At 36.6% G+C, this 11,778-nt stretch carries 15 protein-coding genes; 12 read left to right on the top strand and 3 right to left on the bottom strand.

Annotated features, from left to right (window positions below; genetic code table 11):
* Window positions 1-55 precede the first annotated feature (55 nt).
* The 12 genes from LIV57_RS17810 (at window position 56) to LIV57_RS17755 (ending at window position 9,947) form a co-directional block, all read left to right on the top strand.
* Window positions 56-448 carry a DUF1398 domain-containing protein gene (locus LIV57_RS17810; protein WP_227943683.1) on the top strand — a complete coding sequence of 131 codons (393 nt, stop codon included), beginning with the start codon at window positions 56-58 and terminating at the stop codon, window positions 446-448.
* Between the two features lie 133 nt (window positions 449-581).
* Window positions 582-1,259, top strand: coding sequence for a DUF2490 domain-containing protein (locus LIV57_RS17805; RefSeq protein WP_227943682.1), 678 nt, complete (start codon window positions 582-584; stop codon window positions 1,257-1,259).
* A gap of 77 nt (window positions 1,260-1,336) precedes the next feature.
* On the top strand, window positions 1,337-2,341 hold the full coding sequence (locus LIV57_RS17800; RefSeq protein ID WP_202839389.1) for a bestrophin family protein: 1,005 nt from the start codon (window positions 1,337-1,339) through the stop codon (window positions 2,339-2,341).
* 130 nt (window positions 2,342-2,471) lie between these two features.
* A complete protein-coding gene (locus LIV57_RS17795) occupies window positions 2,472-4,085 on the top strand; it encodes a Na+/H+ antiporter (RefSeq protein ID WP_202839391.1) in 1,614 nt (537 codons plus the stop codon).
* A gap of 216 nt (window positions 4,086-4,301) precedes the next feature.
* The gene (locus LIV57_RS17790) at window positions 4,302-4,727 is read left to right on the top strand and encodes an SRPBCC family protein (protein WP_227943681.1); all 426 of its coding nucleotides are present in this window, start codon (window positions 4,302-4,304) and stop codon (window positions 4,725-4,727) included.
* A gap of 3 nt (window positions 4,728-4,730) precedes the next feature.
* The gene (locus LIV57_RS17785; protein ID WP_227943680.1) at window positions 4,731-5,237 is read left to right on the top strand and encodes a GNAT family N-acetyltransferase; all 507 of its coding nucleotides are present in this window, start codon (window positions 4,731-4,733) and stop codon (window positions 5,235-5,237) included.
* Window positions 5,234-5,617, top strand: a complete 384-nt coding sequence (locus LIV57_RS17780) for a VOC family protein (protein WP_227943679.1) — start codon at window positions 5,234-5,236, stop codon at window positions 5,615-5,617. Before LIV57_RS17785 ends, LIV57_RS17780 begins: the two co-directional genes overlap by 4 nt.
* Window positions 5,618-5,652: 35 nt before the next feature.
* Window positions 5,653-6,675, top strand: a complete 1,023-nt coding sequence (locus LIV57_RS17775; RefSeq protein ID WP_227943678.1) for a glutaminyl-peptide cyclotransferase — start codon at window positions 5,653-5,655, stop codon at window positions 6,673-6,675.
* 101 nt (window positions 6,676-6,776) lie between these two features.
* Complete coding sequence (locus tag LIV57_RS17770) at window positions 6,777-7,799, top strand: glutaminyl-peptide cyclotransferase (RefSeq protein WP_227943677.1); 1,023 nt, start codon at window positions 6,777-6,779, stop codon at window positions 7,797-7,799.
* 106 nt (window positions 7,800-7,905) lie between these two features.
* The gene (locus LIV57_RS17765; protein ID WP_227943676.1) at window positions 7,906-8,868 is read left to right on the top strand and encodes a hypothetical protein; all 963 of its coding nucleotides are present in this window, start codon (window positions 7,906-7,908) and stop codon (window positions 8,866-8,868) included.
* 27 nt (window positions 8,869-8,895) lie between these two features.
* Window positions 8,896-9,510, top strand: coding sequence for a deoxynucleoside kinase (locus tag LIV57_RS17760; RefSeq protein WP_002977952.1), 615 nt, complete (start codon window positions 8,896-8,898; stop codon window positions 9,508-9,510).
* Window positions 9,511-9,596: 86 nt separating this feature from the next.
* Window positions 9,597-9,947: an arsenate reductase family protein gene (locus tag LIV57_RS17755; protein ID WP_110011032.1), complete on the top strand. Its 351-nt coding sequence runs from the start codon at window positions 9,597-9,599 to the stop codon at window positions 9,945-9,947.
* Window positions 9,948-10,001: 54 nt separating this feature from the next.
* Here the strand turns inward: LIV57_RS17755 and LIV57_RS17750 are convergent, their stop codons facing one another.
* The 3 genes from LIV57_RS17750 to LIV57_RS17740 all read right to left on the bottom strand — a co-directional run bounded on the left by LIV57_RS17750 (window position 10,002) and on the right by LIV57_RS17740 (window position 11,555).
* Window positions 10,002-10,475 (bottom strand): hypothetical protein, encoded by a 474-nt coding sequence (locus LIV57_RS17750; protein ID WP_227943675.1) that lies wholly within the window; start codon window positions 10,473-10,475, stop codon window positions 10,002-10,004.
* 62 nt (window positions 10,476-10,537) lie between these two features.
* A complete protein-coding gene (locus LIV57_RS17745; RefSeq protein ID WP_047433612.1) occupies window positions 10,538-10,843 on the bottom strand; it encodes a DUF493 family protein in 306 nt (101 codons plus the stop codon).
* A gap of 40 nt (window positions 10,844-10,883) precedes the next feature.
* A complete protein-coding gene (locus LIV57_RS17740; RefSeq protein WP_110011034.1) occupies window positions 10,884-11,555 on the bottom strand; it encodes a DUF4197 family protein in 672 nt (223 codons plus the stop codon).
* Window positions 11,556-11,778: the final 223 nt, after the last annotated feature.

The raw sequence follows: 11,778 nt of genomic DNA, 5'->3' as shown, positions 1-11,778 counted from the left end.
AATGGTTTGCTTGTGAGAAACAATAATTTATAGTTAAAAACAGAAAATATAAAAGATGAAATTTACAATTGAAAACATTAAAGCAGAGCACCAGAAAGTAAAAAGCGGTGCTGATTTTCCGCAATATATTCAGGCTATAAAAGCATTAGGTGTCTCCCACTACAAAGCATACGTTTCAGACGGAAATACTGAGTACTTTAATACTGACAACCAATCTGTGCAGACCGGAAGCAAATATGATTCTCTTCCTGTTTCCGATGTTTTGAATCTTGAAAATTTTAAAATAAGACTGAAACTTCACCAGCAGGGAGGAACAGATTATATAACTTTCTGTAAAGACTGCGCAGAAAACGGAATCAATGGCTGGACAATGGATCTTCATGCAATGACCTGTACTTATTTTGACCAGATTGAAACGGATGTTCTTACCGAACAGGTGCCAGGATAATCTTTTACAAAAAAATACGGGTGCAGACCATTGCATCCGTACTTCTTTAAACTAACTTATAAAATATTGTTTGCTATTATTGATTTAAAATATTAATTTTGTTAAAAACGATAGATAATAGTAATTGGTAAATATGAGAAAAGTTTTTACGAAGTTGGCGTTCACAGTATTAGGTTTGGGATCCATTTTGACATTTGCTCAAAAAAATGATCTGGGAGCATGGTATATGTATTTTGGAAATAATAAGATCAGCAAGAAGCTGAACTGGCACAATGAAATTCAGTACCGTAATTTCGATGCGGTTGGAGACCTGGAACAGTTACTGATCCGTACAGGGATCGGATATGATCTTACAGAGAACAATAACAATGTTTTATTGGGATATGGTTTCATTCTCAGCCAGCCTTACATCAACGGTGAAAAAAAAGAAAATATTGAACACAGGATTTTCCAGCAGTATATTACCAAGCAGAAATTCGGACGTTTTTATCTTCAGCACCGCTATCGTTTGGAAGAACGTTTTCTTCAGGATGATTTCAGAATGAGATTCCGTTATATGCTGGGAGTCAATATTCCGATTACTCAAAAAGAATTACTTCCGAAAACCCTTTACGCATCAGTATACAACGAAATTTTTCTGCATTTTGACAATCCGGTTTTCGACAGAAACAGAGTGTATGGAGCCTTAGGATATGTCATCAACAAAAACATGAGGATTGAAGCTGGTTATATGAATCAGATTCAGGAGAACAGAAACCGTGGACAGATTCAGGTTGGTTTTTATAATAATATCCCGTTCACTAAGAACTAATAAAATTATTACTGAATGCTGTGAGGAAAACCATTATTTGAAAATAGATCATCATAAACACTATAAAATAAACACTTATGCATTCAGGAAAAAGATTCGGAGCCCGGGAGTTCATTATCTGGACCAGGCGGAGCATTTACGCTTTGGTTATATTATCAGCTATTCCTACAGTCCTGTATTTTTTGGGCTGGAAGTTTCTTTCCGTTCCATGGCAGCCGATTGCGATCATGGGAACAGCGGTTGCCTTTATTGTTGGATTTAAAAACAATGCCAGCTACAGCAGACTCTGGGAAGCAAGACAGATTTACGGAGCCATTATTAATGACAGCCGTAGTTTTGGATATATCCTGAGAGATGCACTTCTTTCCAAAGACTCCGGTAAAGTAAAAGAAATGTTCCTTCGTCATTATGCATGGCTTACTGCATTGAGATTTCAGCTTCGTGAACCGCGAGCATGGGAAAACATGGGAACAGATCAGTTTGATGAATATGCTAAAAAATATGACATTCCGGAGAGACAGTCCAAACTGGATGAAGAATTGAAAAAATATCTTTCAGAATCTGAACTCCAGTATATTCTAAGCAAAAAAAACAGAGCGACTCAACTGATAGCCAGCCAGAGTAAAGCTTTATCCGAAGTTTACGAAAAAGGAGGAATCAATGATTTTCAATGGACACAGATCAACCAGCAATTGGTGAAGTTTACCGATAATCAGGGAAAAGCTGAAAGAATTAAAAACTTTCCCTATCCGAGAAATTTCTCTTCAATTACAACATATCTTTTGCTTTTATTCATTGTTTTTGTGCCTTTTGGATTATTGAAGGAGTTTGATAAATTAGGTGAAGGAACATCGGTAGAAGGCTGGACACTATGGTTTAATATTCCGTTTTCTTTATTGGTAACCTGGTGTTTCCATACATTGGACAGCGTAGGAGAGGCTTCGGTAAACCCTTTTGAAGGAAGTCCCAATGACGTTCCCATCACCCAGATCAGCCGTACGATTGAAATCGATATGAGAGATATGCTGGATGAGTCCGATCTTCCGCCAGCCATTACTCCGAAGAATAATATCGTGCTTTAGATTGATCTTTTTATGATCTCAGATATTGATTAATGACAGACTTCGAATATATCTGAACCTATCAGGTATGGGAAACAATAAATATTTGATACCTAAAAATAAACATAATACTTAAAAAAACGAACTCAAAATGATTCACAGCTATGTTATAATATCCATTGCAGTCCTGCTGTCTGTGATGATATTGGTAATGATCGGCCAGAAATTAAAAGTAGCTTACCCGATTTTTCTTGTCATTGCAGGATTACTGATAAGCTTTGTGCCGGGAATGCCGCGCATTGAAATAGAGCCCGATCTTGTTTTTCTTATTTTCCTGCCGCCTATTTTGTTTGAGGCAGCCTGGTTTACCTCATGGCAGGATTTTCATAAATGGAGAAAACAGATTTTTTCAATGGCCTTTGGATTGGTATTCTTAACCTCCATAGTCGTTGCTTATCTTTCATCTTCTATTATTCCCGGACTTACTGTGGCAATGGGTTTCCTGTTGGGAGGTGTCAATTCTCCGCCGGATGCGGTAGCCGCTACTTCGGTTCTGAAGCATATGAAAATTCCTAAAAAGATCACTAATATTCTGGAAGGAGAAAGTTTGATCAATGATGCTTCCAGTTTAATTGTATTTAAATTTGCACTGGCCGCCGTTATTTCAGGACAGTTTATCTGGAGAGATGCCGTTCAGGATTTCTTTACCATGGCCATCGGTGGAATTGCCGTAGGAGTGGCGGTTGGGTTTCTGTTTGGTGCTTTATTAAAAGTTATTCCGACCAATTCCAATATCGATACCATTATTACCCTTATTGTTCCTTACATTATGTATGTGGGAGCAGAACATTTCCATTTTTCGGGAGTGTTGGCTGTAGTTGCCGGAGGTTTATTGATGTCTTATAATTCACATTGCTATTTAAGCCATACCTCAAGGATTCAGTCGGGGAATGTATGGAGTGTTCTGATATTTCTGATGAATACCATCATCTTTATCCTGATTGGTCTTGAGCTTCCTATTGTAGTGGAAGGGATGAAAGAATATACCATTTCAGAAGGTATTTTCTACAGTGTAGTGATTGGCGGAGCGATTATCGGAACAAGAATTCTCTATAGTTACGCATTGATGTATTTCCCAAGAATCTGCTCTAAAGAATTAAGATTAAAAGTTCCCAAACCCGATTGGAGAGAGCCTTTTATCATCAGTTTTGCAGCAATGAGAGGAGTGGTTTCACTGGCTGCAGCCTTGTCAATTCCTGCTTTTTTACCCAACGGAGAAGCATTTCCGCATAGGAATATTATTTTATTTGTAACCTTCGTGATCATATTGATCACTCTGGTAGGGCAGGGTTTATTGTTGGCGCCCATCTTGAAATTATTAAATATTCAGGATGCCGGAAGCGAATTGCCGGAAGAAAAACAGGAGGTAATCCTTATGCGTAAACTGAAGGAAACAGCATTGCACAAACTGGATAACGATTTTTCTGAATTAGCTGTAACGAACAGCCTTGTGCGTCATCAAAAGCATAAACTGGAAAATGAAATGATGCTGATGGCAGACAAAGCCCAATGCATGGCTTCCACAGGAGATTATGTGTCTGCAATCAACGAAAACAAAGATGTCTTACGCCAGATCATTCAGGCTCAGAGAAACGAGTTACACAGAATGAAAAGAGAAAAGATCTTTGATGATCATGTGATGAGAACCATTGAAATGCAGCTGGATTTTGACGAAGCCAAGATCACAGGTTTTTCACATGGGTAATTACAAAATACACCACAAAAGTCACAAAAGATAAAAGTTAAAATGAACTTGCAGGAATAAAAAGTTCACAAAAGGAAAATTCTAAAATTTTAAAGGCTTACGTGTACTTCTCATGAGTAGAAATTTAAACTTAAATAATTTAGATAAAACTTTGTGACTTTTGTGGTTAAAGATTATAGGTAAAATGTGTACATTTAAACATATTAAATCCATCATATGAGTACACCCATCACTGTTCAGTACACCATCAATGCTCCGTCTGAAAAAGTCTGGAAAGCATTAACCGATAAAAATGAAATGAAATCCTGGTATTTTGATATCCAGGATTTTGTTTTGGAAACAGGTAAGGAATTCAACTTCTATGAACCGGGAGGTGAGAATAAATACCATCACCACGCACAGATTTTAGAAATAATACCCAATGAAAAATTAAAGCATACATGGTCTTATCCTGATTCTTCAGCCCTGAAGACCATTGTAACCTGGGAACTGCTGCCCGAAGACGGTCAAACTTTAGTAAAGCTGACCCATGAAGATATTGAAAACTTTAAAGACTTAGGAGAAGGCTTTTCAAGAGAAAATTTTGTAAAGGGCTGGAATACGATTTTGGGACAAAGCTTAAAAGAATATTTAGAAAAATAAATCATGATCACATTACACCCTTTTACGATAGAAGATGCTCCACAACTGATTTCAAAGATAAAAGACGAAAGAATGCTTCTTCAGTTTGCCGGTCCGGCATATCGTTTTCCTCTCACAGAAGAACAGCTGGAAACTGATCTGTTCAATGAAAACAGAACTCTGTTCAAAATTGCGGACCAAAGCGGACAAACAATCGGGCATGCCCAGATATTTCTGAAAGAAAAAACATTCCTGTTGGGAAGAATTCTGATCTGGGATGAGAACAACAGGGGAAAAGGTTATGGAAAGAAGGTGATGCAGGAACTTTTGAAATATGGCTTCAGTCATTTTGATAAAGAAACGGCAGAGCTGAATGTCTACGACTGGAATACCGGAGCTATTGAATGTTACAGAAAAGTAGGTTTTGCTTTTGACCCATACGTTAAAAGCGAAGCAAAGATTGATCAGGAAACATGGGTTTCCCTGAATATGAAAATTCACAGGAATAGTTTTGAATTACAGGAATCATGACACAATTTACCGCACTTCGTCCTGTTTTATGGACTGAAAATCTTGATGAAACCATAGGATTCTATATGCGTGTTCTTGGGTTTAGCCTTATGGACAGGAATAACGAATGGCAATGGGCTTCCCTTCGTAAAGATGAAATATACATCATGCTGTCTCAGCCTAACGAACATGAAAAAAATACTTCCATTGGTTTTTCCGGTTCGTTTTATTTCAATGTAAATAAAGTGGATGATCTTTGGGAAGACCTTAAAACCAAAGCCAAAGTCTGCTATGAGATCGAAACTTTTGAGTGGGGAATGAGAGAATTTGCGATATATGACAACAATGGATACATATTACAATTTGGTGAACCCGCAGATAATATTGGCAATACGGAATAAAATTTGCTATTTTTGGAGAAATATTTAGAAATTCAATGAAAAAAAGTATAATAGCGGGTTTCGCAGCGATTTTATTATTGGCGTCTTGTAATAAGGATAAAGAAATTCTTAATACATTAAACACTTATAATACTTCAATGGAGGCGAAGGGATACCATTTCGGAGATAAGCTTGAGCTTCCGAAAGAGGTAACGGAAAATGCAGAAAGCGTAACAATCAGCTTTGGAGATAAAGAAACAACAGATCTAACAATTGATCCTAAATTTTTCACATTAGGTGATAATGCCGTTACGTTCAATATTAAAACTAAGGGAGGTGAAGTTCTGAACCAGGATGCAACCATCAATGTATTTGCAAAAAATCCTGAAAAAAATATTCCTTATCAGATTGTAGCCGAATATCCTCACGATCCTAAAAACTTTGTACAGGGCTTCCAGATTGAAGGAAACACGATTTATGAAAGTGACGGGCAGAACGGATCTTCACAGATTTTAAAATATACGCTGGGAACAACCACTCCGCTGGCTTCTACGAAACAGGCTCAGGAAGATTTTTCTGAAGGAAGCACCATCGTGGGTGATAAAGTGTACCAGTTGACATGGCAGAGTAAAAAAGGATATGTTTATGATAAAAGTTCTTTAAAGCTGCTTTCAGAATTTGCTTATCCAAATGTATTAGGTGAAGGTTGGGGATTAACGTATGACGGAAAAAGCCTTATTGCTTCTGACGGAAGTAAACTTTTATATTTCCTTGATGTCAACGATCCTTCAAAACTGATTAAATACATTGCCGTTGCAGGAAGTTCTCAGGCATACGACCAGTTGAACGAGCTGGAATACCACAACGGATTTATCTATGCCAACGTATGGCAGAAACCGGTTATTTTAAAGATCAATCCGGCCAATGGAGAAGTCGTGGGAACTTTTGACTTTACTGAAATCGCAAAACAGAATACCAAAGGAAGTGATGATGTACTGAACGGAATTGCCTTCAAAGGGGATAATATGCTGGTGACAGGAAAAAACTGGTCGAAGATTTATGAAGTTCAGATCAAGTAATCTGATTCTATTGATAAAAATAAAAATAGCGTTCCCCTGGGAGCGTTATTTTCGTTTTGAGGATTAAATTTTAGTACTTTTGGCAAATGATTAAAAACTTCATGAAGCAAAATATTATGGCTGGTTTGGCAGCCGTATTCTTGTTGACTTCCTGCAATAATAACGAGAAAATGCTTGATTCTCTGGCTGATTATAACAATGCCAGAGAATCAAAAGGGTATCATTTCGGAGATAAACTTGATCTTCCCAAAGAAGTGACAGAAAATGCAGAAAGTATAACCATCAGTTTCGGAGATAAAGAAACAGCGGATTTAATTGTTAGTCCAAAGTTTTTTACATTAGGAGATAATGATGTAGTCTTCAGGATTAAAACAAAAAATGGAGAAGTCTTAAATCAGGATGCTACCATCAATGTATTCACAAAAACTCCTGAACAGAATATTCCATATAAAATAGTTGCAGATTACCCTCACGATCCCAAAAATTTTATTGAAGGCTTTCTGATGGAAGGAAATACAGTATATGAAAGTGATGGGATGGAGAATGCTTCCCAGTTGATAAAATATACTTTAGGGTCATCCACTCCGATAATTGTAAAACAACAGCCTGCTGAAATTTTCTCCGAGGGCTGTGCAATAGTTGGAAATAAGATTTATCAGTTAACTTATAAAAACAAAATAGGTTTTATTTACGATAAAAATACGTTTGAAGAACTCTCAAAATTTCCTTTGCCCAATACAATAGGAGAGGGATGGGGACTGACGTACGACGGAAAAAATCTGATCGCTACAGACGGTTCAAAAAATCTTTATTTTCTGGATATCAATGATCCCTCTAAAGTAGTGAAAACTATAGCAGTTGGCGGGAATTCTGAAATTTATAATCAGCTCAATGAGCTTGAATATCACGATGGCTTTATATATGCTAATGTGTGGCGACAACCGGTTATTTTAAAGATCAATCCTGCTAATGGAGAAGTAGTGGGAACTTTTGATTTTACAAAAATTGCCAAACAAAATACCAAAGGTACTGAAGATGTCCTGAACGGGATTGCTTTTAAAGGTGATCATATGCTGGTGACAGGAAAGAACTGGGAAAAAATTTATGAAGTTGTTTTTCAGTAATAAACTGTTCTTAATTTTGATTAATAGTAAAGAAAATTTTATTAGGCTAAATCATCTTTTGAGTGAACGTAATTTTTCAGTAAATTGACCCCATTAAAAAAACAGAGTGAAGTTTTTAAACATAGTATTTTTTTTCCTTTTCTGTACGGCTTCAGCGCAGGACGTACTTCCTTTAGATACTTTAAAACTGAAGGAGGCAAAAGATATGCTTGCCGATGACTACGGAAATCTGTATATCTATAAAAACAAAGATTTTAGTTTTACCAAATATGATTCCCTTGGAAAACAGATCGGAAAAATGATGCTCACTGTTCCGTACAAAGTACAGACCGTACAAAATCCTCTGAATGTGCCATTGTTTTCTGAAAATGCCCAGGAAATGAAATTTGTAGACCAGAATATGAATGAGATTCAACGATTGGATTTTAAACAGAAATTTGGTTTTATCAGAATGGCTTATGCCGAAGATCTGCAGCAGCTCTGGCTTTTGGACGACAGTACAAAACGCTTGATACAGTATAATTTCAGGAATGATACCACCATCAATTCATATCCTTTTGACATCAGTTTTGAAGACCTGATGGATATGCTGGTCTATGAAAATAAGGTTTATATCTTAACGAGAAAACATATCAGAATCTATAGTCTGAAATTTGAAAAATTTTTTGAAGCCCCGCTGGAAAACGGAAAACGGTTTCGAAGAGAAAATGATGTGATCATGGTTATCGCGGGTAATTTCATTTCACAATACATCCCTGAAAAAGGTATGGCAACTGTTTTCGAAGATCAGGAAGCGCAAATTGTGGATAAAAACATCCTCTCTTATTTTGCAATCAAAGGGAACAAACTCTATCTTTACAGCCTTGAAAAAGTAAAGAAAGCCCAACAGCAAAAACAGCTCGAAACTCAGCCGGAATCTCCTCCGCCATCTACAGAAAAACCGGTAGAAAAGACGGAAGAAAAGCCAGATGAGAATACAGTAGAGAAACCTTCAGACAATACTTTACAGAAATTGATTGAAGATATTTCTCAGGTTCAGACTGAGGCTGTCGAAAAACTTATCAACTAATTCGTAAATACAAGGAAAAAGAATATTATGCATATTGCAGTTACAGGAAACATCGGAGCCGGAAAAACAACTTTGACAACGATGCTTTCCAAGCATTACGGATGGGATGCACAATTTGAAGATGTAGATCATAATCCTTATCTGGAAGATTTTTATTCAGACATGAGCAAGTGGAGTTTCGCGCTGCAGGTGTATTTCCTGGGAAGCAGATTCCGTCAGGTAAAGGAGATCAGGGAAAGCGGGAAAAACATTATTCAGGATCGTACGATCTATGAAGATGCCCATATTTTTGCGGAAAACCTGAATGATATGAACCTTCTTTCAGACAGGGATTTCAATAACTACTCATCAGTATTTGATCTGATGAAGTCTTTCGTATCTGCTCCGGATCTTTTAATCTATTTGAAATCTGATGTTCCTAACCTGGTTAAAAAAATCTATAAAAGAGGTCGTGAATATGAAGCATCTATCAGTATTGAATATCTTTCCAAACTGAATCAGAAATATGAAAAATGGATCTCCAACTATACAGAAGGAAAACTTTTGATTGTGGAAGTGGATGATCTTGATTTCGTTGAAAAACCTGAAGATTTCGGGTTTATTCTGGAGAAGATTGAGGCAGAGCTACACGGATTGTTTTAACATATTTTTATCACAACATTAAGACAGACTCAGGGTAAATCTTTTTAAATTTGTTAAGATCAAGTTTAATTTTTGAATAATGTATCATGGTAGTTAAAGTTTTACATAACGGAAACTGTTCAAAGTCAAATGCTGTACTGGAGTATCTTGACGAAAACGGAGTGCCTTTTGAGATCATTAATATTGTTGAAGATCCTTTAAGTCCTCTTGAAATAAGAACGGTGTTGAAGAAACTGAATCAGAGTGTTTTTCATATTATCCGTAAAACCGATAAGCTTTACGTTGAGAACTATGCAGATAAAAACTATTCGGAAGAGGAATGGATAAAGATTCTTTCCGAAAACCCATCTTTAATACAAAGGCCCATTCTGGTAAAAGGTTCAGTAGCAATGCTGGGAAGACCTATTGAAAATGTAAAGTTCTTTATTGAAAAATAGATGAAACTTAATAAATAAAAAAGATCCGTTCTGTTAAAGGGCGGATCTTTTATGTTATGGTTTTTTTGTAGTAACCGGGCCGTTTATCGCTTTATATAAAGCTTCCAGTTCTTTTGGAGGACGTCCGGAATCAAATTCTGAGGAGGTATACTCTTTTCCGCCAGCGGTAATGATCATAGATGATATCATTGCCTGGTCAGAATATCTGCCTGTAGTTGGAGATTTGAGTTCAGATATCTTCGGTAGGTCAATGTTCTGAGCCAGCCTGGAAACTGCCAGCCATTCGGCGGTGGAGATTTTGGTATTCGTAATCTCTTCGTTGATATTGGATTCTTTTGAGGAAGGAGTGAAAACAATATCTCTGCTGAACCCTCTTGTTCTTTCTGTTAACCGGATCTGTTCAATTTTTTGTTGTTGAACTGCAGAAGAGATATTTGGGGTATTATTTTCGCTGTTATTTTTGTGCATACAGTTTGTAGCAGAGGTTGCTAAAATGACATTAAATAGGATCAGTTGGATGTTCATCATATTCTGTTTTTATGTATTAATAATAAAAAAACCGCTTCATCATGATGAAACGGCCTTTGTTTTTACAATAGAATAACGCCTTCTATTTTTGCTACTTCTTTATAAATATTCACTACCTGATTGGCATCCAGAACAAATGCATTGATATTGCAGGCCGTGTATTTCCCATTTTTGCTTTCGCGGTTTCCCAGTGTAAATTTAATACCATCAAAAACTCTGTAAATTTCAGTAAGTTTTGCCTGGTCTGTAGGAATAATAAATTTAAATAAATAATCCTCCGGAAAATCATGATGATCCTCCAGCTTCTCCCTCAAAGACTGATAAAAGTCTTCAGGGCTTGCGTGTTGATTTCCTTGTAATATATCCATCTGCAATTGTTAATATAATATAAAAATAGCGAAAATTTTCCTATTTTCCAAACGGTCCCAGCAGGGACTTGGAGTTCTGGTGCTCATAATCTTCAATGATGTTGAACAATCCATTCACCAGCTGTTCTGAAGCAAGTTTACTCAGTCCTCCTGAATTGACGGTGTTGTTATTTCCCCCTAAAAGACTGCCCAGAAAATTACTGCCTGATAGCGCTGTATTAATGGTTTTTACAATTCCATATTCATTCAGTTTTTCATCTACTTTAGGAGCAATGGCCGCAATAAGCTGTTGGGATGTTTTTTCCTTCAGAATCTGTGTAGCAGTGGTTCCCTGCATAATTCTCGTTACATCCTGAGCATTCAGGCTGTTTACGGCATCCTGCAAAATAGGTTTTGATGTGTTCACTGTGTAAGCCGCTGCCTGTGCTATATAATCTCTTTCTTTGGCTACCAGTGAAGGAGCAATTTTCTCCAGTGTGGAATTGATGTCTCTCAGTTCTTTTGGAAGGGCTTTATCAACCATATTATTCTGCAGGAACGCTTCTTTGTTGCCATAGATACTCATTCCCTTATCAATACCATTGAGCAGAATTCTTTTGATAATAGAAAGCCCCATGTCTGATGTTGCCAATGAAGTGCAGGATTGTACAGTGGTGGTAATAACAGCACCGGTTCCAATCAGAAGAGCGGCTGCAATGATATATTTTTTCATTGATCTTTTTATTATGTATTTCTAAGATGCACTTGTCAAAAACTGCACCAAAGGTAATTACTATTCTCAATTTAACAAAATATTAAATCGAGTACATGTTTTGGTGAATATTGTGCTAAAAAAGTTAAAATTTAATTTAAAGATATGATGAATAAAAGTTGTTGATTTTAAATAAAAAATTATAAAATTCATTTTTTTGGCATTTTCAATGTAATAAAATACA

This window comes from Chryseobacterium sp. X308 (assembly GCF_020733145.1).
Lineage (GTDB): Bacteria > Bacteroidota > Bacteroidia > Flavobacteriales > Weeksellaceae > Chryseobacterium > Chryseobacterium cupriresistens.
This window is presented reverse-complemented; position numbering and strand designations above follow the sequence as displayed.